Raw genomic sequence first — 21492 nt, 5'->3', positions numbered from 1 at the left:
AGGCCGCTGGTGGGCCTGGTTGCTCCTCTGCGATTCCAGGGGCTTCGGCTCTCGCCATGCTTCGGGACTCTGCGGCGGCTTGCTGAAGGGCCTTGAACCCGTGAAGAAAGTTGTAACTCAGGCCGCTGGTGGGCCTGGTTGCTCCTCTGCGATTCCAGGGGCTTCGGCTCTCGCCATGCTTCGGGACTCTGCGGCGGCTTGCTGAAGGGCCTTGGCCACCTGCTCGGCGCCGTAGGCGGACAGATGGATCTCCTGCGTCCAGAGGATCGACAGCCTGATGTTGCCGGTGACCAGGTTCAGGCACATCGACTTCAGCTCCGGTGCCGGTGGCGTCCCGTGCCTCCAGGCTGAGATCGCTTCTGAAGACACTCATTGCCCCTGCTGCTCGTCCTCGACGGCAGACAGCTCCCATAGCGGCGCCGCGTACTGATGCGGCCTGGTCTCGATAAGGAAAGCACGCAGGTTCTCACGCTGACTGCCGGGTAGTCCCAGCGCCTCGGTGAGTCGGCGGAAGGTCGTGTGGGTGACTCCGCGGGCTCGGGCTTCGTTTTCGAACTGGTCGAGCTGAGCCCAGATCGCGGCCGGGTCCAACTTGGCCGGCTGCTGCTCCATGAGCCACAGGGCCTTGTTGCGCTCGTAGTCGATCTCCGAGTAACCACAGATCTCACGGCTGTGGGCCTCGGCCTCATCCAGGTGCGCGGTCGCCATGATGGCTCGGGCTAGCTGGTTGCGGCTGACGGCGTCGTCCAGGTCGACCTCGTGCACCGTCGGGCTGTCGTCTGTGAGCGGTACGGGGAGCCCTGCGTCCCGAATCTCGCACGTGCCCCGCACGCCTCGGGCCGTCGCCGCGAGGAGCGCGGTCGCCTCGGACGGGTGCCACTCCAGGACTGCGCTGATCACCTCTGCGTCGCTTGCGGTCAAGGTGCGGACGACGGGGCCTAGCACGTCACTTAGGTCTTTCGGCGGAAGCTCGCCGTCCAGACCAGGGCCCGCCACCAGGAGTCGCACGGGTGCGTTCACTTGGCAGCACGCCGCCAGGGTGAGGGCGTCGGCGAGTGGGCTCTTCAGTGTCGGCTCGTCGCCTCGCGCGAGGATGTCTCCGCCCACGTCCAGGAGGTCGATCGACTCGGGCTCCAGCTGGCTTACGAGCTCTTCGAGTTGGTGGGTGAGGCCTTCTGCTCCTTGGTGGGGGTCGAGCAGCGCGAAGGTGTGAGGGAGCTCTGCCGCAAGTCGGGGGAGTGTGGAGCCTGCGGGTGCGATCGGGCAGGCCTGCGCCGGCACTGTCCAGACGGCTGGGGTGAGGCGTTCCAGGCCGGTGAAGTCGGCGGGTCGCCGCGGCCCCGGGAGCGGGTCGATCAGGAGGCGGTCCCAGGAGTAGGTGAGGATCACCGCCTGGTCCTCGTCGCCGTAGAGGGCGGCGTGAAGCATTGCGGCGGCGACTGCGTCGCCCCCTCCTCCTGCTGCGACGATCAACCGCGTCATGCCTTCAGACTACGGGTTCACAGGTTGGCCACTCACCCTATAGTGGCTAAAGGCCATAGCCACTTGGACGAGGAAGGGAGGGGAGATGCCGCAGATCGAAGAGGCTCAACCGAAGTATCTCCAGATCGCCCACTACATCCGTGACCAGATCCTCAGGGGTGACCTGCGGCCGGGGGACGAGGTCCCCTCGGAACGGCAACTCGCCGCGGACTGGAAGGTGTCCCGGCCCACGGCCGCGCGGTCACTGGAGGCGCTTAGTCATCAGGGCCTGGTTGAGAAGCGCCAGGGCTCTGGGACGTACGTGCGCAGCCTTGAAGTGAACCGACGTGCACGCGAGTTGTACGGGCGGGCCCGGCAGACCGGGAAGATCTACACGCCCGGGGAGTATGCGGTGATCACTTCGGCCGGTTGGCTGGAGGCTTCGGACTACGTCGCTGAGGCCTTGGGCCTGGTGAAGGATCGTCGAGCCGTTCACCGCCGGCGCGTGACGAACAGCCAGGACGGCCCGATCACCCTGTCCACCTCGTGGTTCGCCCCGGACGTCGGTCAGCGCGCGCCCAAGCTCCTGGAACCCGATCGGATCCAGGAAGGAACGCTCATGTACGTCGAGAAGATGACGGGGCGCCAAGGCAGCTACGCGGAAGACCGCATGTGTGCTCGGGCCGCCACGGACGAGGAAGCGGCCGACCTGCAGTTGGAGCCTGGGTCCGCGGTCCTCGTCATCCATCACGTCGTCTTCGACCTTCAGGACCGGCCTCTGGAGTTCGCCGAAGCCACCTACCCGCCGCACCGCTGGGCGTTCGAGCAGGGCTACCCGCTCACCTGACGACTCGCCAGTTCCGGCGAACCGCTTGCACTTCCCAAGTGGCTAATGCCACTATCCACAAAGTGGCTAAGGCCACTTGGAAGAGGAGGGGGCACGACGTGACGAGTCGGCGGCCGGTGCAGGAGGCGCGGTTAGCTTGCCGGGGGTGTCGGGGGCGTGGATGGAAGCGCGTCGGCTCCCGAACGGCGCTGGCGCTCTCCACGGCCAATGACCGCAGCCGTGCCACGTCGAAGCGGCGCTGCCTCGACTGCGACGGCAGCGGCAAGGAGTGAGCACGCATGGTCTACACGATCGACCGATATCCCTGCGAGGACTCACCGCGGCTCGGAGCGATGACCCTGCATCCCGTGCCGGAGTCCGTACCCCGCGCGCGACGCTGGTTCCGGAAGTTCATCGCTCCGTACAACCCTGCCTGCTCGATCGACGACTGCACGCTGATGATCTCGGAGCTGGTGACCAACGCCATCCGCTACGGAAAGTCGGATGACCCATGGCTGGTGCGGGTCGAGTGGTTCCGTGAGGCCACGTCGCTCCGCGTCGAGGTGCACAACCCGGGTTTTCCGGCGAACGTGCAACTGCGGCACCCAGAAGCCAACGACGCCCATGGACGGGGGCTGCTCCTGGTCGACTCCATCGCCGACTCCTGGCACTCTGGGCCCAGCTACTTCGGCGGAACGGTCGTCTCCTTCGTGGTGGCTGATGCCTGGCCGGCGTGACGGGATAGCCCACCCCTCCTACTGCAGACCTGAAACTGTCGTTAGTCTGGTTGACCAGTTGACTTGGCCAATCTCGACAGGCGGCGTTCATGGCGTATGAAGTGGAGCCACCGAAGTACGTGCGCCTCGCGCAGACGCTCCAGCGTCGCATCGAGGACGGCACGTATGCGCCGGGCAGTCGTGTGCCGAGTGAGAACCAGCTGGTGCAAGCCTTCGGTATGTCCCGCCCGACCGTCGTGCGGGCGCTGGAGCTGCTGAAGAGGGATGGCTGGCTCGAGTCCCGGCAGGGGTACGGCACGATCGTCCGGGGCCGCCCGGAAGTCGTCGAACAGAAGGACCGGCGGGGGCGTGAGGCGCTGGAGCGCGACGAGTCGCAGGGCGCGGGTCATCTGATCGACGTCAGGCACGTGCCTGTTCCGGCTCGTGTCGCCTCAGCGCTCGGCTTGCCGAAGAAGGCCGAAGTCCTCGTGCGCCGCTTCCTGGTCGAAGAGGACGGCGAAGCTGTCGAGTTGGTCTCGTCGTACTTCCCCGTCGGCCTGGCCGAGGGTACTGAGCTGGGGGCCGACGAGCCTTTGAACGGGAGTACGCGCGAACACCTCGAAGCGCGGAAAAAAGTCCGCTTCGACCATGTGACCGAGCGGGTTTCCGCTCGGTTGCCCGAAGCGCGTGAGGCCGAGCTACTGGATCTGCCCGACGGTGTTCCCGTGCTGAGCGTCCTGGTCGTCGCCTGTGACGCCTCCGGCCGTGCCCTGCAGGTCTCTGACGTGCTCCTCCCGGCTGACCGGCAGGAGCTTGAGGGCACCTACCGCCTGAGCTGATGCCGCCCCTCTGGGTAAAACTCTCCGATGAGCAACTTGACAAGTCAACCTGGCATCCCTAGCTTCGAACTTGCTAAGTCAACTTGTCAGGTCGGCAGGTTGATCATCTCTCAGAAGGAGAAATCCCTGTGCGTGTGATCCGCGTTGACGCCTCAACCGCCACGATCCTGCTCACCGAAGCGCCGGCGCCGAAGGTGCGGGACCGGCAGACCGGCGAGATCGCCAAGGATGCGGTGACCGGTGAAGCGCTGATGACCGTCGGCGTCGTCTACATCGACGAAGGCGAGTCGTCGCTGATCCAGGTCAGCGTCCCGGAGAGTGGAGTGACCGAGGGCCTGACGGTCGGTGCTCCGGTCTCGCTGCCGGGTCTGGTGGCGCGGCCGTGGCAGAGCGTCTTCAACGGTCAGGAGCGGCACGGCATCGCCTACCGGGCGACCGCCGTTGCTCCGGGGGCCTTCCCGATGGCTCAGGCGGGCTGATCGTTGTGACGGACCTGGTGACGTTGGCTGAGCTGGGCGGTCCGCTCGCTGTGATAGGCGGTGCAGCCTACGCCCGGCACGCCTATCCGGCGGCGTACTGGTCCACGGTCGGGCTGCCGTTCTCGGTGGCCCGGCTGCTGGCCTCGTACTCCTCGACCATGGACGCCTGCGGCCTGACCGTGCCGCCGGCCCGGTGGCGGGCGCTGGCTGTCCGGGCAACCACCCGCCGTGAGATCCGACCGGTACCTCCTCGTCGCGGCATCATCCGGCCCACCACGACCGGCCTGCGCGTGCGCCTGCGGCTGGCCCCGGGCCAGGAGCCGGCGGACGTGGCGGCCTCGGCCGAACGTCTCCGGCACGCCTGGGGTGTCCACGCCGTCCACGTGCGGGACATCAAGCCCGGCGTCGTCGAACTGCGGCTCGTCGGCTTCGATGTGCTGCGCAAGGTGCGGATGCCCCGTCGCCTCGACAGCGGCCCGCTTCAGGTGCCGGTGGCGTTACGGGAGGACGCAACCGCGTTCGTGCGGGATTACCGGACCGTTCCGGATGAGCTGGTGCTCGGGGCCACGCTCTCGGGCAAGTCCATGTACCTGCGGAACCTGCTGACCGGGCTTGCTGCTCACCCGGTGGTCCTGGTCGGAATCGACTGCAAGCGCGGGGTCGAGCTGGCGCCCTTCGCGCCTCGGCTCTCCGCCCTGGCAATCGACCCGGACCAGGCGGCCGAGCTGCTTCCCGCGCTCGTCAAGGAAATGGAGGGCCGATACGACCTGATCAAGGCCCGGCAGGGCATCGCGCCCGGCACCCCGGAAGAGCTGATCACCTCGGACATCTGGGGACTGCCCGAGGACGAACGTCCCGCCCCGATCGTGCTCTTCATCGACGAGGTGGCCGAACTCTTCCTCGTCGCCACGCGGAAGGAGGAGGAACGGCGGGACGAGATGGTCACCCAGCTCATCCGCCTCGCCCAACTCGGCCGGGCAGCCGGGATCTACCTCGAAGTCTGCGGGCAGCGCTTCGGCGCCGAACTGGGCAAGGGCGCGACCATGCTCCGCGCTCAGCTCACCGGACGCGTCTGCCACCGCGTGAACGACGAAGCCTCGGCCAAGATGGCGCTCGGCGACATCGCCCCTGAGGCCGTCCTTGCGGCCTGCGCCATCGCCCCCGAGCTGCCCGGCCTGGCCGTCGTCGGCGACACCTCCGGCGGCTGGTCCCGCATCCGCACCCCCTACCTCTCCCTCGCCGACGCTGCGGCCGCCTGCCGCGCGACGGCAAACCTCGTCCCCGACGTACCGGCGCTCTCCCCCTTCCGGCCGTACGTCCCATCGCTGCCGGTAGAGGCGTCCGGGCCCGTGGCCACGGCTCACCCGGTCACCGAGTAAGCGCACCCCGCCCACGGCCGGCACGGCCGTCCCGTGCCACGTCCCTACCCCCTCCATGCCCGGAACCGGAAGGAGTCGCGCCGTGCGTGCCCTGCCCGTCCGCCTTGACGCCGTACTCGTCCAAGCGCTGATCGCCGCCGCGCTGTCCTTTGCCCACCTGCACGACCTGGCCTCGGCTGCCGGACAGCACGGATGGAAGGCATGGGCGTACCCGGTCTCCGTCGATCTGCTGCTGGTGGCGGCTTGGCGGCGGCTTCGCTCCGGCGGGGCGAAAGCGGCCGGGTGGTGCTGGTTCCTCGTTGCCCTGACCGCCTCGCTCGGCGCCAACGTCGCCACGGCCGGGCTGCTCGACTTGGGCGCCGTACCGGCCTGGCTGCGCATCCTCGTCGCCGGATGGCCCGCGGTCGCTTTCTTGGGCGGGACGCTGCTCGCCCACGGAGTGACCGCAGATGCCCTGACAGCTGAGCGCAGGTCGGCTCCGGAACCCACGGCGCCCGAAGCCGCCGCCTCTACAGCCGAGTTGCCCGCTGCTGAGCCGGAACCGGCTCCGCCCTCCACGACCCCGGTCCCGCCGGCGCTCGTCACGCTCGCGCGCAAGGTCGCCGACGAACACCGCGCCCGGACCGGAACGCCCATCGACACCTCGACCCTTCGCGCCCGGCTCGGCGTCCCGCTGCCGCTGGCCGAAGCCATCGCCACCCAACTCACCTGACCCGGAGGACTCCCCACCGTGCGCCCGTCCACGCTCCGCGCGCTGCAACGCGCCGCCGAGCTGACCCGCCAGAACCGCCTTTCCGAAGCCGTGCTCATCGCCGAGCCCGTGATCCTCACCGCCGACAGCTACGAGGGCGAAGAGATCTTGCGTTGGCTGGCCGACCACGTCACCGACTTCACCGGCGAAGCCCCGAAGGAGACCCGCTGATGACCGCCAACCGCCGTTTCCGCAACGTCGCCCGCATCGGCCCTGTCCAGGTCGCCACCTACTACGACGGCCGGGGCCGCGAGAAGCACACCGCCGCCTGCACGGCTCCACGCTGCGGCTTCGCCACGGACTACGACAGCCGCGCCGCCGCCGAGCTGGCCGCCCGTACCCACCGCTGCGCCGTCCGCTGAGGGAGCTCCCGTGACCGTCTCGCTGCCGCTCGTCTTCGTCCTGGGCGTCATCGCCTGGGCCGCGATCAGGTTCCTCGGCGTCCGGCTCTGGGTCGCCGTCGTGATCGCGCTGTTCGGCTTCTGGCTCTCGCACACCTTCCTCGCCCCCGCCATCGAGTCCGGCACCCGTTCCGGGGTCGACGTCGTCAACGGCACCCACGAGTGACAAGGAGAACCGCAGTGCTCCGTCCCAAGCTGCCCGACCTCCCGACTCCGTCGACGACAACCGTCACACCTCAGCAGGCACAGGCTCCGGCCTCCTCGGCCGGCCGCCCGGTTGCCCCGTACATGGGTGTCGGTGTCAGCGCGGTCGCCGCCGTGGTCGTCGTCGGGATCGTGCTCACCGCGCTCCTGGCGGCGGTCGCCGTCTCGGCCGTGTCCGTGGCCATCGCCGCCGTAGTCCTGCGCTCCCTCATCAGCAGCGCAAACAAGCGCTAACCGGCCGCCGGGGCGGCAAACGCCGCCAAGCATCCCGCCGCCCCGGGGCCGCCCCTCCCAACTGTCGCAACAGCCGAAAGGAAGTCCCATCATCACCCGGCAGACTCCGCCTCCGCTGGCGGAACTCTCCATGCTGGCGGCCCTCGGCACCCTGCCCGAGCTCGGCCGCCAACTGTCCGGCCTGGGTGGCTGCACCCGCCCCGTCCGCCTCGACGGCCACCGCACCGAATATGCAGTGGACCGGACAACCGGTGAGATCGGCCGCGTCCTGCACCACCTGGACTCGACGGCCCTGCCCGCCGGCCAACTCCTCGTCCGCTGCAACAACCGCCGCGACACCCGGTGCGCGGCCTGTGCCGAGACCTACCGCCGCGACACCTACCACCTGATCACCGCCGGGCTCCGCGGCGGCAAGGGCACACCCGAACGGGTCGCCACCCACCCGCGCGTCTTCGCCACCTTCACCGCCCCCGGCTTCGGCCCGGTCCACAACCGCCCGTCGGGCCTGCGCCCCTGCCGCTGCGGTCTCCGCCACGACGACCAGGACCCGGTCCTGGGCACGCCCCTCAACCCGGACACCTACGACTACGAAGCGGCCGTCCTTTGGAATGCCCACGCGGGTGCCCTGTGGCGGCGCTTCTCGATCTACCTCCGCCGGGAGGTCGCCAAGCGAGCCGGCCTCACCCAGCGGGCATTCCGGGACCACGCCCGTATCTCCTTCGCCAAGGTCGCTGAGTACCAGAAGCGGGGCGCCGTCCACTTCCACGCAGTGATCCGCCTCGACGGCCCCGACGGTGTCGACTGTCCGCCTCCCTCCTGGGCCTCGGCCGAGTTGCTGACCGACGCCGTCCGGGCCGCTGCCGTCACCGCGCGAGTCGACGGCCCGGTGATCGACGAACGGGCCCACGCCTTCGTCTTCGGCCGACAACTCGACGTCCGCACGATCCGCTCCGCCGACTTCGACGGCGGCCAGGAGCTGACCGAGCGGGCGGTAGCGGCGTACATCGCCAAGTACGCCACCAAGGGAGCCGAGACAGCGACCGGCACCCTGGACCGGCCGATCCGCTTCCTCGCCGAGCTGGCTCAGGCCCGGATCACCGACCACGCCCGCCGCATGATCCGCACCGCCTGGACCCTAGGTGCCCGTCCCGAGCTGGCAGACCTCCGCCTGCGGGCCTGGGCCCACATGCTCGGCTTCCGCGGCCACTTCTCCACCAAGTCCCGCCGCTACTCCACCACCCTCGGCGCCCTCCGCGACGCGCGCGCCGAATGGCGCCGAGCCCAAGCGGCTCCGCCCGTCCCGCAGGACGGCGAAACCATGCTGGTCCTCGCGCACTGGGTCTTCGCTGGCACCGGCCTGTCCCGCGCAGAAGCCTGGCTCGCAGCATCCCTCGAACCCGCCCCCGGAACGGAAGGAGAGCCGACATGGACGCCCGCCGCGACGAATTGATGACTGTTCGCCAAGTTCTGGACGAGCTGGGCGGCGTTTCTCGACGGACGTTCTACCGCTGGCGCGAGCTGGGACAGGGGCCCGTCGCATTCAAGCTTCCCAACGGTGAGCTTCGGGTCTGGCGCAGTGATTTCACCTCGTGGCTTAGGCAGTTGGAGGAGGCAGCGTGAAGTCTCTCGACGTCAAGGTCTGGGGCGTACGCAAGCGGGACACCAAGACGCCTTCGTACGGCGTCCGCTGGTCCGTCGCGGGGAACGTCTTCTCTGACTCGTTCCGTACCAAAGCGCTGGCTGATCACTACCGGGCGAAGCTGATGAGTGCCATGCGGGGCGGTGAAGAGTTCGACACGGAGACTGGGCTTCCGGCCTCGATGGAAGAGAAGAAGTCGCCGTTGTCCTGGTACGACTTCGCCCTCAGGTATCTCGCGATGAAGTGGCCGCACGCTGCACCCAATACGCGAGACGGAATCAACGAATCTCTGACCAGCGTGACCATAGAACTGCTGGCGGAGCGTGCTGGGCGGCCGTCCGACGAGGAGATCCGCAAGGCCTTACGCAACTGGGCCTTCGTGCTGCCAGGGCCCGACGACCGGGAAGTCCCGGACAACGTCCGGAACGTTCTGCACTGGGTGGCAACAGCTTCCCGGCCGCTCGCGGACCTCGCTGAACCGGCAACGGCCCGCGCGGTGCTCGACGGGCTGAAGCTCAAGCTCGACGGCACCGCGGCAGCTGCCGAGACCGTGCGGCGGAAGCGACGGACCCTCGTCAACGCTGCGAACTACGCGGCCGACCTGGAGGAGCTGCGAGAGAATCCGATCACGGCGGTTCGCTGGCAGAAGCCCAAGGTCTCGAACCAGGTCGATCCGCGCGTTGTCGCCAACCCGGAACAGGCCCGCAATCTCCTGGCGGCAGTGTCCTACATCGGCGGTTACCGGCGTGCTCGCGGCCGGCGTCTCGTCGGGCTGTTCGCGGCGATGTACTTCGGTGGCTTCCGCCCCGCTGAGGCGGTCGGTCTGGTCGAGACCGACCTTGTCCTCCCTGCGCAGGGCTGGGGATCGGCGCTGCTCCACCGGACCCGTCCTTCGGTCGGCAAGCAGTGGACGGACTCGGGGGAGACTCACGACGACCGCGGGCTCAAGAACCGACCGGCTGAGGACGTTCGGCGTGTGCCCATCCCGCCCCAGCTCGTCGTCGTGCTGCGCGAGCACCTGGCCACATTCGGCACGGCGGAGGACGGGCGCCTGTTCTTCAGTGAGAAGGGCTCGGTCGTCCCGTCCTCGACCTACTACCGCGTGTGGCAGGAGGCGCGATTCCTGGCGCTTCCGCCGACCGTCGCCGCATCGCCGCTCGCGAGCAGGCCGTACGACCTTCGGCACTCGGCACTGTCGACGTGGCTCAACGCCGGAGTCGATCCCACCGAGGTTGCCGAGCGGGCTGGCAACAGCGTTGAGGTCCTGCTGACCCGTTACGCGAAGTGCCTCGACGGACGGCAGGACGTCGCCAACCGGCGCATCGAAGATCTGCTTCGCGAGTATGAGTGAGGCCATCACCCGTGCCTGAGGCCCCTGGAGTTATCCCAGGGGCCTCGCTGTTTGCGCACTGTCTCGCAGTTGAACGCGTACGCAGAGCCTTTGCATGGGCTCTGATTTAAGCCGTCCGCTCGGGATGCGGCTGCATGTGTACAGCGGCTACCGGGGTGTTCGGTGTCACCTCTCGTCTACTGGCGAACCTTCGCCAGAGCCAGCTGCACGAGCCGCAGTGCCGTCTTGACGGCTGCGTCGTCGCGGAGCGGGCAATTCACGACGTACTGATGACCGGGCCGCACGTCGCGGTAACTCACGTGCGGTTCGTTCAGGTCGGCCACATCCTCCTTCGTCAGACGCAAGGTCAGGCCCCCGTTCCGGGGCTTGACATAAGCAACCGCCCCAAACCGACGAACGCCGGCGTCGTGCACCATGACGTAGTCAGTGCGACCGTCCTGTGTGCGCTCGGACTCGCCTGGGCCGATCTCGACGTTGCCGAGTTCGACTACTCCACGGAGGAAGTCGAGCACTCGGTTAGCGGTCTCCGCGCTTCGCGCTCGGCCATGGACCAGATCGGTGATCTGGGCCCACTCCAGGGCGTCGACGGGGCTATCAACGGCCACCTCGACTGGCGCCCCCGAGTCGTTGTCTTCGTCCGCACCAGTCAGCCGAAGAAACTCAGCAATCTCCTGCGGTGTGCCTTCAAGTAGGCGCATCGACCCTCCCCTCACTCATGCACGCTTCAGTGCGTGTATGTGAACTCAAGCATACTCACACACGCTCACGCGTGTACACGCGTACACCTCTTCCGGGACGGCGAGCTCTTGATGCCCTGACGGGCTGTTGCGGGTGGAGGACGGCCTTCGGGCTGTTGCAGCCGGGGGAGTCGCCAACTCAGCCGGGTTGTCTGGAGGTAAGCCCGGACCCGAGCAGTTGACGATGGGGCTGAGGTCCTGAGTGATTCGCTCGCGAGGTTGCCTCAGGGCTCCAGGCGCTCGCCGGCGCCGTGGAGTGCCTTGTCCGGGCCTCGCTGTTCCTGGACCTCACCTGCGGCGATGCTCCAAGATCCCGTCCACGCCTCGTCCACAGATCCCGGCATACGGCCGCTTCGGGCCGCATACGCCTGCACATACGCGAAGACCCCGGCCTCAGCGTTTCCGCTGGTGACGGGGTCTTTGGGCACCTCATGCTGGGTGCCCCCGGCAGGATTCGAACCTGCGCACACGGCTCCGGAGGCCGTTGCTCTATCCCCTGAGCTACGGGGGCGTGTCGTCCGCTCGGTCGCGGTGACGGGTAGAACACTACCAGCTCCTACCGGGTGGTCATGAACGGGTTTCGGGGTCCGTGTCGATCTTCCGGAGGTGCGGGGCGTCAGCTTCGTGAGGCCACATCCCTCGCACGGGGTGGAAGTCACCAAAACCCGGACGCGATGGCCGGTCCGGACCTACTCTCGAGTTGTGTCAGGCGCGTCGGGCCGGGTGCTTGTGGTGGACGACAACAAGGTCATCCGGCAACTGATCAGGGTCAACCTCGAGCTGGAGGGTCTCGAGGTCGTGACCGCGGCCGATGGTGCCGAGTGTCTGGATGTCGTGCATCAGGTGCAGCCCGATCTTGTGACCCTCGACGTCGTCATGCCCCGGCTGGACGGGCTCCGGACCGTCGCCCGGCTGCGTGCCGACCCCCGTACCCGGGACCTGCCCGTCGCCATCGTCAGCGCCTGTCCGGAGTACGAGGTCGACGCCGGCCTCGACGCCGGTGTCGACGCGTTCCTCGCCAAGCCCTTCGAGCCGCATGAACTCATTCGGGTCGTCCGGGAGTTGATCGAGCGCGGGCGTGAGGGCGGCGGCCGCGGTGAGGGCGCGGGGGAGCGTGACTCCGTCGTTTCCGTGGACACCGAGGACGCCTCGGCCGCCGACGACACCGAGCGCACGGCACTCGGCGAAAGCTGACCATCGGGGGAGAGGGCGCGGCGAAGAGCCTGCGGTCCCCTGGGGGAGGCCGCGCACGGTGGGCGTCGAGTACGCGGGCTGCTGTGGAAGCCGGCCGCCCCCGGGAACGCCACCCCCGGGAACGCCACCCCCGGGAACGCCACCCCCGGGAACCCCGCTCCCCGGAAAGCCTCCCGTCCACATCCCGGGACCCCCCGAAACCCGCTCGCCTACCCACCCCCCTCCTCCCCTACGCTTGTCCCGTGACCCCCGTCGAGCTCTCCCGTACCGTGCTGTGCGCGGTGCGTCGTGCTGTCGACGAGGGGGAGCTGACGGTGAGCGTCCCCGAGCGGGCCGTGGTCACCGTGCCGGGGCCCGGAGGGTGCGGGGACTACGCCACCAACATCGCCCTCCAGCTCGCCCGCTCCGCCGGACGGCCCCCGCAGCACGTCGCCGAAGTGCTGCGCGACCGCCTCGTCCACGCCGACGGCGTCACCCGCGTCGAGATCACCGGCCCGGGGTTCCTCAACATCAGCCTCGCGGACACGAGCAACACCGACCTCGTCCGGCGCATCTTGCGTGAGGGGCCCGCGTACGGCCACACCGACGCCCTCGCCGGGCAGGTCATCGAACTCCGGGTGCCGTACGAGATCCGTGCCGAAGTCGTCGCCGACGCCCTCGCGCGGATCGCCGCCTCGCAAGGCGCGCGCGTCGAGATCGGCCACGCGGACGCGCAGGACGTGAATCTCCGCCCCACTCCCGCCCCCGAGGACCCGACCCCCCTCGGCCCCGACGCCGCGCGCTGGGCCCTGCTCCATCCGGCCCCGCACGACCGGCCCCGGATCACCGCCGATCATCTCGTCCAGCGGGAGACCAACCCCCTCTTCCGCGTCCGGTACGCCCACGCCCGCACCCGGGCCCTGCACCGCAACGCCGCCGATCTCGGGTTCGGCCCCGAGCCGGGAGCCGTCGAGCAGCAGAACCAGACCGCCGACCGGCACAGCTCCCTCGTCGCCGACCGGCCCACCCACCCCGCCGACGACCCGCAGAGCCAGACCGCCGACGGGCACACCCACCCCGCCGGCGACCCGCAGAGCCAGACCGCCGACGGGCACACCCACCCCGCCACCGACGGCGACACCCACTCCGCCACCGACGGCCACACCCACCCCGCCACCGCCCGGCACACCCAAGCCACCGCCCGGCAGAGCCAGCTCCTCGCCGCCCTCGCCGACCACCCCCGCATCCTCCGCGCCGCCGTCACCCACCGCGGCCCCGACCGGCTCGCCCGGCATCTCGTCACCGTCGCCGATGCCACGCTCGTGCTGCTGCCCGGCGTGCTGCCGCGCGGTGAGGAGAAACCCTCGGCCGCCCACCGCGCCCGGCTCGCGCTCGCCGAAGCCGCCGGGACGGTGCTGGCCGGCGGCCTGTCCCTGCTCGGCATCGACGCACCCGACCACCTCTGAGCCAAAAAGAGACCCAGACATGAGCCGTTCCGCACATCCCGCCGGGCCCCGTCACGCCGACGTCCTTCCCGAGGGGCACTACTCCGCCCCGCCCACCGACCTCAACGCCCTCGACCCCAAGGTGTGGGCCCAGACCGTCGAGCGCGGTGAGGACGGCGTGCTCACCGTCGGCGGGATCGATGTGAAGACTCTCGCCGAGACGCACGGCACCCCCGCCTACATCCTCGACGAGACCGACTTCCGGGCCCGCGCGCGTGCCTGGCGTACCGCCTTCGGGCCCGACGCCGACGTCTTCTACGCGGGCAAGGCGTTCCTGTCCCGGGCCGTCGTGCGCTGGCTGCACGAGGAGGGGCTCAACCTCGACGTGTGCTCTGGCGGGGAGCTGGCCACCGCGCTGTCCGCCGGGATGCCCGCCGAGCGCATCGCCTTCCACGGCAACAACAAGTCGAGCGAGGAGATCCGCCGGGCCGTCGCCGCCGGGGTGGGGCGGATCGTGCTCGACTCCTTCCAGGAGATCGTGCGGGTCGCCCACATCGCCCAGGAGCTGGGCGTGCGTCAGCGCGTGCAGATCCGGATCACCGTCGGTGTCGAGGCGCACACCCATGAGTTCATCGCCACCGCCCACGAGGACCAGAAGTTCGGGATTCCGCTCGCGGGCGGTCAGGCCGCCGAAGCCGTGCGGCGGGCTCTTCAGCTGGACGGCATCGAGCTGATCGGGATCCACTCGCACATCGGGTCGCAGATCTTCGACATGTCCGGGTTCGAGGTCGCCGCCCACCGGGTGGTCGGGCTGCTGAAGGACATCCGTGACGAGCACGGGGTCGAGCTGCCCGAGATCGACCTCGGCGGCGGGCTCGGCATCGCGTACACCAGCGACGACGACCCCCGTGAGCCGCACGAGATCGCCAAGGCGCTCAGCGAGATCGTCACGCGGGAGTGCGAGGCCGCACGGCTGCGCACCCCCCGGATCTCCGTCGAGCCAGGGCGCGCCATCGTCGGGCCCACCGCCTTCACGCTGTACGAGGTCGGCACCGTCAAGCCGCTCGAAGGGCTGCGCACTTACGTCTCCGTCGACGGCGGCATGTCCGACAACATCCGCACCGCGCTGTACGACGCCGAGTACAGCGTCGCCCTCGTCTCCCGTTCCTCCGACGCCGAGCCGATGCTCGCCCGGGTCGTCGGCAAGCACTGTGAGAGCGGCGACATCGTGGTGCGGGACGCGTTCCTGCCGGCCGACGTGGCGCCGGGCGACCTCATCGCCGTCCCCGCGACGGGGGCGTACTGCCGGTCGATGGCCAGCAACTACAACCATGTGCTCCGCCCGCCGGTCGTCGCCGTCAAGGACGGCGAGGCCCGGGTGATCGTCCGGCGGGAGACGGAGGAGGACCTCCTCCGTCTCGATGTCGGGTGACGCTCGATGGTCGGGTGACGCTCGATGTCGGGTGACGGGCGGATGAACCCCGGACGGCGGCGGAAGATCTTCCGGCTTCCACCCCGTCCGGAAATGAAATAAACGTCTCACAATCCGGACCAAGGGCAGAAAATCCCGTCCGGTGAGTGAGACTGGTCCAACCGTAGACGGTATGAGGAAACGAGGTCGGATGATGCGTACGCGTCCGCTGAAGGTGGCGCTGCTGGGCTGTGGAGTGGTCGGCTCAGAGGTGGCGCGCATCATGACGACGCACGCCGACGACCTCGCCGCCCGGATCGGCGCCCCCGTCGAGCTCGCCGGGGTCGCCGTACGGCGACCCGGCAAGGTCCGGGAGGGCATCGACCCGGCCCTCGTCACCACCGACGCCACCGCCCTCGTCAAGCGCGGCGACATCGATGTGATCGTCGAGGTCATCGGCGGTATCGAGCCCGCCCGCACGCTCATCACCACCGCCTTCGAGCACGGCGCCTCCGTCGTCTCCGCCAACAAGGCCCTGCTCGCCCAGGACGGGGCCGCCCTGCACGCCGCCGCCGAGGAGCACGGCCGGGACCTCTACTACGAGGCCGCCGTCGCCGGCGCCATCCCGCTGATCCGCCCGCTGCGCGAGTCCCTCGCCGGCGACAAGGTCAACCGGGTGCTCGGCATCGTCAACGGCACGACCAACTTCATCCTCGACAAGATGGACTCCACCGGCGCCGGGTACCAGGAGGCCCTCGACGAGGCCACCGCGCTCGGATACGCCGAGGCGGACCCGACCGCCGACGTCGAAGGGTTCGACGCCGCCGCCAAGGCCGCCATCCTCGCCGGGATCGCCTTCCACACGCGCGTGCGCCTCGACGACGTCTACCGCGAGGGCATGACCGAGGTCACCGCCGCCGACTTCGCCTCCGCCAAGGAGATGGGCTGCACCATCAAGCTGCTCGCCATCTGCGAGCGGGCCGCCGACGGCCGGTCCGTCACCGCGCGCGTGCACCCCGCGATGATTCCGCTGACCCACCCGCTCGCCTCCGTGCGCGGCGCGTACAACGCCGTGTTCGTCGAGTCCGACGCGGCCGGTCAGCTGATGTTCTACGGCCCCGGCGCCGGCGGTTCGCCGACCGCCTCCGCCGTGCTCGGCGACCTCGTCGCCGTCTGCCGCAACCGGCTCACCGGGTCCACCGGGCCCGGCGAGTCGGCGTATGCCGCCCTGCCGGTGTCGCCCATGGGCGACGTCGTCACGCGCTACCACATCAGCCTCGACGTGGCGGACAAACCGGGTGTGCTCGCCCAGGTAGCGACCGTCTTCGCCGAGCACGGGGTGTCGATCGACACCGTGCGCCAGCAGGGCAAGGACGGCGAGGCCTCTCTCGTCGTCGTCACCCACCGCGCGTCCGACGCGGCCCTGAACGGGACCGTCGAGGCGTTGCGCAAGCTCGACACCGTGCGGGGTGTCGCCAGCATCATGCGGGTTGAAGGAGAGTAACCAGCAATGACCCACCAGTGGCGCGGAATCATCGAGGAGTACCGGGACCGGCTGCCGGTATCCGACACCACGCCGGTCGTGACGCTCCGCGAGGGCGGCACGCCGCTCGTGCCCGCGCAGGTGCTCTCCGAGCGCACGGGCTGCGAGGTCCACCTCAAGGTCGAGGGCGCGAACCCGACCGGGTCCTTCAAGGACCGCGGCATGACCATGGCCATCTCCAAGGCGAAGGAGGAGGGGGCCAAGGCGGTCATCTGCGCCTCCACCGGCAACACCTCCGCCTCGGCCGCCGCCTACGGCGTGCGCGCGGGCATGGTGTCCGCCGTGCTCGTGCCGCAGGGCAAGATCGCGCTGGGCAAGATGGGCCAGGCCCTCGTGCACGGCGCGAAGATCCTCCAGGTCGACGGCAACTTCGACGACTGCCTCACGCTGGCCCGCGCGCTGAGCGACAACTACCCGGTCGCGCTGGTCAATTCGGTCAATCCGGTGCGGATCGAGGGTCAGAAGACCGCCGCCTTCGAGATCGTGGACATGCTGGGCGACGCGCCCGACATCCACGTCCTGCCGGTCGGCAACGCGGGCAACATCACCGCGTACTGGAAGGGGTACCGGGAGTACGCCGCCGACGGGATCGCCTCCCGTACGCCCCGGATGTGGGGCTTCCAGGCCTCCGGCAGCGCCCCGATCGTGCGCGGCGAGGTCGTCAAGGACCCGTCGACCATCGCGACCGCCATCCGCATCGGCAACCCGGCCTCCTGGGAGTACGCACTGGCCGCGCGGGACGAATCGGGCGGTGCCATCGACGAGGTGACGGACCGTGAGATTCTGCGCGCCTACCGCCTGTTGGCGTCGCAGGAGGGCGTGTTCGTGGAGCCCGCCTCCGCGGCCTCCGTCGCCGGTCTGCTCAAGGCCGCCGAGCAGGGCAAGGTCGACCCGGGCCAGAAGATCGTGTGCACCGTCACCGGCAACGGCCTGAAGGACCCCGACTGGGCCGTCGCCGGCGCTCCGCAGCCGGTCACCGTCCCGGTCGACGCCGCCACCGCCGCCGAGCGCCTCGGCCTCGCGTAACCCGTGCGGCATACGCCCGGGCCTCACCGAGGTCCGGGCGTGAACGGCCACGACCTGGGGAGCTTCCCCACGGCGGGGGCACAGGGGGCTCGCGACACGCATCGTGCGCCTCCTGTGCGCCCTATGTCGCCACAGAACCTTCCTTCGATAGGCTGTACTCAACCCGCCCGCCGCATATGCCCCCCACCGCATGTGCCGCAGTGCCGCGCGTCTCGTGCGGCCCCAGGGTTCTCGGCACCTTTCGAGATTCATTCGACCATCACGCAGCTCAAGGAGAGTCAACGAGCGATGGCCGGTCCAGCGTTCCGCGCCGCCGCCGTCCGGGTGCGCGTCCCCGCCACCAGCGCCAACCTCGGCCCGGGCTTCGACGCCCTCGGCCTCGCGTTGGGGCTCTACGACGACGTCGTCGTCCGGGTGGCCGACTCCGGGCTGCACATCGACATCGCCGGGGAGGGCAGCGAAACCCTGCCGCGCGACGAGAGCCACCTGCTCGTCCGCTCCCTGCGCACCGCCTTCGACGCCCTGGGCGGCCAGCCGCGCGGCCTGGAGATCGTCTGCGCCAACCGCATCCCGCACGGCCGCGGCCTCGGCTCCTCCTCCGCCGCCATCTGCGCCGGCATCGTCGCCGCCCGCGCCGTGACCATAGGCGGCGAGTCCAAGCTCGACGACGCCGCCCTGCTGGAGCTGGCCACCGAGATCGAGGGCCATCCGGACAATGTGGCCCCCTGCCTTTTCGGCGGTTTCACCATCGCCTGGATGGAATCCGGCGCCGCCCGCTCGATCAGGCTCGAGCCCGCCGATTCCATCGTTCCGGTGGTTTTCGTGCCCGGAAAGCCGGTACTGACGGAAACCGCCCGCGGTCTCCTCCCGCGCACCGTTCCGCACGTCGACGCCGCCACCAACGCCGGCCGCGCCGCCCTGCTCGTCGAGGCCCTCACCCGGCGCCCCGAGCTGCTGCTGCCGGCCACCGAGGACCGCCTGCACCAGGAGTACCGCGCCCCGGCCATGCCGGAGAGCGCTGCGCTGGTGGAGCGGCTGCGCGCCGACGGCGTCCCGGCCGTCATCTCCGGCGCCGGACCCACCGTCATGGCGCTCGCCGACGCGGCCAGCGCGGACAAGATCGAGGCTCTGGCGGGCGCGGACTGGGCGGCCAATCGGCTGAGCCTGGACCTGCAGGGCGCGAGCGTGCTGCCGCTCGCGACCTGACACACGCTTGCCGGATTAAGAGAGGGGGAATGTTTGTTGGATCCGGTAGTGTTAATCTCAAGTCTGCACCCGACCCCACCATGGCGAGGTGCCTCGTGTCCCCGTCCGGGACAGACATTCTTCCGGGAGCTCCCCACGCCGCACCGTGTTTCGTACGTCGTATCTGGGCAGTACGGCGTATGCGGGCACTGAGCGGACCGATGGTGGGGGTACCCCCTCTGGGGGAGCTTCGGAATCGGTGCGACCACGCCACGTGACACCGGGTGCCACGGCTCGAGGTAGCGCCATCACCAGAAATTTCTTCCGCCGCTTTGGCGGACCACCGCCCCGGCTCCGTCCACACAGCAAGGACCGGAGTCGGACAGCACAACCGGTCGCCGAGCCAGACAGGCCGACGTCCGCTCCAGGGAAGGACCCTTCGTGAGCGACACCACCGATCTGATGGGCGCACGTGTCGAGGAGACCGCTGCCGCGCCCGCCACGGACGCCTCCGCGCCTGCCTCCGGTGCCGGCTCCCGGCGGCGCCGCGGTACCGGCCTCGAGGGCATGGTGCTGGCCGAGCTGCAGCAGGTCGCCTCCGGCCTCGGCATCAGGGGCACCGCGCGGATGCGCAAGAGCCAGCTGATCGAGGTCATCAAGGAGGCGCAGGCCTCCGGCAGCGCTCCCAAGGCCGCCGAGCCCGCCGCCGAGAGCAAGCCGAAGCGCCGCGCCACCTCCAAGGCCCGCACCGGTGAGGCCGGCGCGGACGGCGAGCAGAAGGCGGAGAAGGCCGCGCAGGCCCCCGCCGAGAAGGCCGTCGCCCAGCAGCAGATCGAGATCCCCGGCCAGCCGGCGTCCGACGACGCCCCGAGCGAGCGCCGGCGTCGCCGCGCCACCGCCGAGGCCGGCAGCCCCGAGACGGTCGCCACCGAGGCCAAGAGCGAGCCCAAGGCCGACACGCCCGCGCAGCAGCCGCAGGGCGACGCCAAGGGTGACGCCGGCGACGGTGGCGAGGGCCGCCGCCGCGACCGCCGTGAGCGCGGCCGTGACCGCGACCGTGACCGCGGCGACCGCCGCAAGGGCGACGACCAGCAGGGCGGCCAGCGCGGTCAGCAGCAGGGCCAGCAGCAGGGCGGCGGCCGCCAGGACCGCCAGGACCGTCAGGACCGCAACAACGGCCCGCAGGACGACGACGACTTCGAGGGCGGCCGCCGTGGCCGTCGCGGTCGCTACCGGGACCGCCGTGGCCGCCGTGGCCGCGACGACATCGCCACCGAGCCGCAGATCGCCGAGGACGACGTCCTGATCCCGGTCGCGGGCATCCTGGACATCCTCGACAACTACGCCTTCATCCGGACCTCCGGTTACCTGCCGGGTCCGAACGACGTGTACGTCTCCCTCGCCCAGGTCCGCAAGAACGGCCTGCGCAAGGGTGACCACATCACCGGCGCGGTCCGCCAGCCGAAGGAGGGCGAGCGCCGCGAGAAGTTCAACGCGCTGGTCCGCCTGGACTCGGTCAACGGCATGGCGCCCGAACACGGCCGTGGCCGCCCGGAGTTCAACAAGCTGACCCCGCTCTACCCGCAGGACCGCCTCCGCCTGGAGACGGACCCGGGCGTGCTGACCACCCGCATCATCGACCTCGTGTCGCCGATCGGTAAGGGCCAGCGCGGTCTGATCGTGGCCCCGCCGAAGACCGGCAAGACCATGATCATGCAGGCGATCGCCAACGCGATCACCCACAACAACCCCGAGTGCCACCTGATGGTCGTCCTGGTCGACGAGCGTCCGGAAGAGGTCACCGACATGCAGCGGTCGGTCAAGGGCGAGGTCATCTCCTCGACCTTCGACCGCCCGGCCGAGGACCACACCACGGTCGCCGAGCTGGCCATCGAGCGCGCCAAGCGCCTCGTCGAGCTGGGTCACGACGTGGTCGTCCTGCTGGACTCCATCACCCGTCTGGGCCGTGCCTACAACCTGGCCGCCCCGGCGTCCGGCCGCATCCTGTCCGGTGGTGTCGACTCCACGGCCCTCTACCCGCCGAAGCGCTTCTTCGGTGCGGCCCGCAACATCGAGGACGGCGGCTCGCTGACCATCCTCGCCACCGCGCTGGTGGACACCGGGTCCCGCATGGACGAGGTGATCTTCGAGGAGTTCAAGGGCACCGGCAACATGGAGCTCAAGCTCGACCGGAAGCTCGCCGACAAGCGCATCTTCCCGGCGGTGGACGTCGACGCGTCCGGTACCCGTAAGGAAGAGATCCTGCTCGGCAACGAGGAGCTGGCGGTCGTCTGGAAGCTCCGCCGTGTCCTGCACGCGCTGGACCAGCAGCAGGCGATCGAGCTGCTCCTCGACAAGATGAAGCAGACCAAGTCGAACGTCGAGTTCCTGATGCAGATCCAGAAGACGACGCCGACGCCGGGTAACGGTGACTGACGTCGACTGCGCATAAAGATGAGGGCCGCCCCACGCAAGGGGCGGCCCTCATCTCTTTGCTGCGATCTGTGCCACAGCGACCTGTTTGCGCCCGTTCGGTGACCGTCGGGGAAACGTGCAGGTGAGCGGCGTACGACCGGCTCTGCTTGTGACGGAAAGTGACCGTGTTTGCGCGCTTCGGTCACGGGGTGTTGTGCAACCCTTTCCCGAGTTTCCCCGTCTGACCAATCGGGGCGACCATGGATCCCAGACGAGC

Annotated in this window: 22 protein-coding genes and 1 tRNA gene; 20 read left to right on the top strand and 3 right to left on the bottom strand. The window is 69.7% G+C overall.

The annotated features are described in order from the left end of the window. Positions 1-369 precede the first annotated feature (369 nt). A complete protein-coding gene (locus tag ACZ67Q_RS08265; RefSeq protein WP_471178053.1) occupies positions 370-1482 on the bottom strand; it encodes a DUF1152 domain-containing protein in 1113 nt (370 codons plus the stop codon). Between the two features lie 85 nt (positions 1483-1567). Here ACZ67Q_RS08265 and ACZ67Q_RS08260 point away from each other — a divergent pair, with 85 nt between their 5' ends. The 13 genes from ACZ67Q_RS08260 to ACZ67Q_RS08200 all read left to right on the top strand — a co-directional run bounded on the left by ACZ67Q_RS08260 (position 1568) and on the right by ACZ67Q_RS08200 (position 10280). After that, positions 1568-2308 (top strand): GntR family transcriptional regulator, encoded by a 741-nt coding sequence (locus ACZ67Q_RS08260; RefSeq protein WP_471178051.1) that lies wholly within the window; start codon positions 1568-1570, stop codon positions 2306-2308. A gap of 278 nt (positions 2309-2586) precedes the next feature. Further along, positions 2587-3024 (top strand): ATP-binding protein, encoded by a 438-nt coding sequence (locus tag ACZ67Q_RS08255; RefSeq protein ID WP_471178049.1) that lies wholly within the window; start codon positions 2587-2589, stop codon positions 3022-3024. Positions 3025-3113: 89 nt separating this feature from the next. Then, positions 3114-3842: a GntR family transcriptional regulator gene (locus ACZ67Q_RS08250; protein WP_471178046.1), complete on the top strand. Its 729-nt coding sequence runs from the start codon at positions 3114-3116 to the stop codon at positions 3840-3842. A gap of 128 nt (positions 3843-3970) precedes the next feature. Beyond that, the gene (locus tag ACZ67Q_RS08245; protein ID WP_471178044.1) at positions 3971-4321 is read left to right on the top strand and encodes an SCO3933 family regulatory protein; all 351 of its coding nucleotides are present in this window, start codon (positions 3971-3973) and stop codon (positions 4319-4321) included. Positions 4322-4326: 5 nt separating this feature from the next. Continuing rightward, positions 4327-5700 (top strand): FtsK/SpoIIIE domain-containing protein, encoded by a 1374-nt coding sequence (locus ACZ67Q_RS08240; RefSeq protein ID WP_471178041.1) that lies wholly within the window; start codon positions 4327-4329, stop codon positions 5698-5700. Between the two features lie 82 nt (positions 5701-5782). Continuing rightward, entirely contained in the window at positions 5783-6412 is a 630-nt protein-coding gene (locus tag ACZ67Q_RS08235) for a DUF2637 domain-containing protein (RefSeq protein WP_471178039.1), read from the top strand. An 18-nt stretch (positions 6413-6430) separates the two neighbouring features. Next, the gene (locus ACZ67Q_RS08230; RefSeq protein WP_471178038.1) at positions 6431-6622 is read left to right on the top strand and encodes an RING finger protein; all 192 of its coding nucleotides are present in this window, start codon (positions 6431-6433) and stop codon (positions 6620-6622) included. Then, positions 6622-6813, top strand: coding sequence for a mobile element transfer protein (locus ACZ67Q_RS08225; protein ID WP_254588184.1), 192 nt, complete (start codon positions 6622-6624; stop codon positions 6811-6813). The genes ACZ67Q_RS08230 and ACZ67Q_RS08225 overlap by 1 nt, the downstream gene beginning before the upstream one ends. A gap of 10 nt (positions 6814-6823) precedes the next feature. After that, the gene (locus ACZ67Q_RS08220; RefSeq protein ID WP_125498404.1) at positions 6824-7018 is read left to right on the top strand and encodes a hypothetical protein; all 195 of its coding nucleotides are present in this window, start codon (positions 6824-6826) and stop codon (positions 7016-7018) included. 14 nt (positions 7019-7032) lie between these two features. Further along, on the top strand, positions 7033-7290 hold the full coding sequence (locus ACZ67Q_RS08215) for a SpdD protein (RefSeq protein WP_471178035.1): 258 nt from the start codon (positions 7033-7035) through the stop codon (positions 7288-7290). A 130-nt stretch (positions 7291-7420) separates the two neighbouring features. After that, entirely contained in the window at positions 7421-8740 is a 1320-nt protein-coding gene (locus ACZ67Q_RS08210) for a replication initiator (protein ID WP_471178033.1), read from the top strand. Then, positions 8716-8910 carry a helix-turn-helix transcriptional regulator gene (locus ACZ67Q_RS08205; RefSeq protein ID WP_471178030.1) on the top strand — a complete coding sequence of 65 codons (195 nt, stop codon included), beginning with the start codon at positions 8716-8718 and terminating at the stop codon, positions 8908-8910. Before ACZ67Q_RS08210 ends, ACZ67Q_RS08205 begins: the two co-directional genes overlap by 25 nt. Further along, positions 8907-10280 carry a tyrosine-type recombinase/integrase gene (locus ACZ67Q_RS08200; protein ID WP_471178027.1) on the top strand — a complete coding sequence of 458 codons (1374 nt, stop codon included), beginning with the start codon at positions 8907-8909 and terminating at the stop codon, positions 10278-10280. Before ACZ67Q_RS08205 ends, ACZ67Q_RS08200 begins: the two co-directional genes overlap by 4 nt. A gap of 176 nt (positions 10281-10456) precedes the next feature. Here ACZ67Q_RS08200 and ACZ67Q_RS08195 read toward each other — a convergent pair whose 3' ends face one another. Together ACZ67Q_RS08195 and ACZ67Q_RS08190 are read right to left on the bottom strand one after the other, a co-directional pair. Next, entirely contained in the window at positions 10457-10978 is a 522-nt protein-coding gene (locus ACZ67Q_RS08195; protein WP_268692135.1) for a hypothetical protein, read from the bottom strand. Positions 10979-11456: 478 nt separating this feature from the next. Beyond that, positions 11457-11528: transfer RNA gene (locus tag ACZ67Q_RS08190), tRNA-Arg, on the bottom strand. Positions 11529-11665: 137 nt separating this feature from the next. Between ACZ67Q_RS08190 and ACZ67Q_RS08185 the strand changes: the two genes are divergently transcribed. From ACZ67Q_RS08185 to rho, 7 genes are all read left to right on the top strand, one after another. Beyond that, positions 11666-12211 (top strand): response regulator, encoded by a 546-nt coding sequence (locus ACZ67Q_RS08185; RefSeq protein WP_471178920.1) that lies wholly within the window; start codon positions 11666-11668, stop codon positions 12209-12211. 242 nt (positions 12212-12453) lie between these two features. Beyond that, positions 12454-13656, top strand: coding sequence for an ArgS-related anticodon-binding protein NrtL (nrtL, locus tag ACZ67Q_RS08180; protein ID WP_471178024.1), 1203 nt, complete (start codon positions 12454-12456; stop codon positions 13654-13656). Positions 13657-13675: 19 nt separating this feature from the next. After that, a complete protein-coding gene (lysA, locus tag ACZ67Q_RS08175; protein WP_471178022.1) occupies positions 13676-15067 on the top strand; it encodes a diaminopimelate decarboxylase in 1392 nt (463 codons plus the stop codon). A gap of 193 nt (positions 15068-15260) precedes the next feature. Next, positions 15261-16550 carry a homoserine dehydrogenase gene (locus tag ACZ67Q_RS08170; protein WP_471178917.1) on the top strand — a complete coding sequence of 430 codons (1290 nt, stop codon included), beginning with the start codon at positions 15261-15263 and terminating at the stop codon, positions 16548-16550. A gap of 6 nt (positions 16551-16556) precedes the next feature. Beyond that, on the top strand, positions 16557-17615 hold the full coding sequence (gene thrC, locus ACZ67Q_RS08165) for a threonine synthase (protein ID WP_471178019.1): 1059 nt from the start codon (positions 16557-16559) through the stop codon (positions 17613-17615). Positions 17616-17903: 288 nt separating this feature from the next. Further along, complete coding sequence (thrB, locus tag ACZ67Q_RS08160; RefSeq protein WP_471178017.1) at positions 17904-18821, top strand: homoserine kinase; 918 nt, start codon at positions 17904-17906, stop codon at positions 18819-18821. A 420-nt stretch (positions 18822-19241) separates the two neighbouring features. Beyond that, entirely contained in the window at positions 19242-21236 is a 1995-nt protein-coding gene (rho, locus tag ACZ67Q_RS08155) for a transcription termination factor Rho (protein WP_471178014.1), read from the top strand. The last annotated feature ends 256 nt before the right edge of the window (positions 21237-21492 follow it).

Source organism: Streptomyces sp. NPDC036813, assembly GCF_055609245.1.
This window is presented reverse-complemented; position numbering and strand designations above follow the sequence as displayed.

Coding starts and splice junctions, on each gene's coding strand:
- ACZ67Q_RS08260 (WP_471178051.1), top strand. CDS start 1,568: ATGCCGCAGATCGAAGAGGCTCAACCGAAGTATCTCCAGATCGCCCAC.
- lysA (WP_471178022.1), top strand. CDS start 13,676: ATGAGCCGTTCCGCACATCCCGCCGGGCCCCGTCACGCCGACGTCCTT.
- ACZ67Q_RS08205 (WP_471178030.1), top strand. CDS start 8,716: ATGGACGCCCGCCGCGACGAATTGATGACTGTTCGCCAAGTTCTGGAC.
- ACZ67Q_RS08170 (WP_471178917.1), top strand. CDS start 15,261: ATGCGTACGCGTCCGCTGAAGGTGGCGCTGCTGGGCTGTGGAGTGGTC.
- ACZ67Q_RS08195 (WP_268692135.1), bottom strand. CDS start 10,978: ATGCGCCTACTTGAAGGCACACCGCAGGAGATTGCTGAGTTTCTTCGG.
- thrC (WP_471178019.1), top strand. CDS start 16,557: ATGACCCACCAGTGGCGCGGAATCATCGAGGAGTACCGGGACCGGCTG.
- ACZ67Q_RS08250 (WP_471178046.1), top strand. CDS start 3,114: ATGGCGTATGAAGTGGAGCCACCGAAGTACGTGCGCCTCGCGCAGACG.
- ACZ67Q_RS08255 (WP_471178049.1), top strand. CDS start 2,587: ATGGTCTACACGATCGACCGATATCCCTGCGAGGACTCACCGCGGCTC.
- thrB (WP_471178017.1), top strand. CDS start 17,904: ATGGCCGGTCCAGCGTTCCGCGCCGCCGCCGTCCGGGTGCGCGTCCCC.
- ACZ67Q_RS08210 (WP_471178033.1), top strand. CDS start 7,421: ATGCTGGCGGCCCTCGGCACCCTGCCCGAGCTCGGCCGCCAACTGTCC.
- ACZ67Q_RS08225 (WP_254588184.1), top strand. CDS start 6,622: ATGACCGCCAACCGCCGTTTCCGCAACGTCGCCCGCATCGGCCCTGTC.
- ACZ67Q_RS08265 (WP_471178053.1), bottom strand. CDS start 1,482: ATGACGCGGTTGATCGTCGCAGCAGGAGGAGGGGGCGACGCAGTCGCC.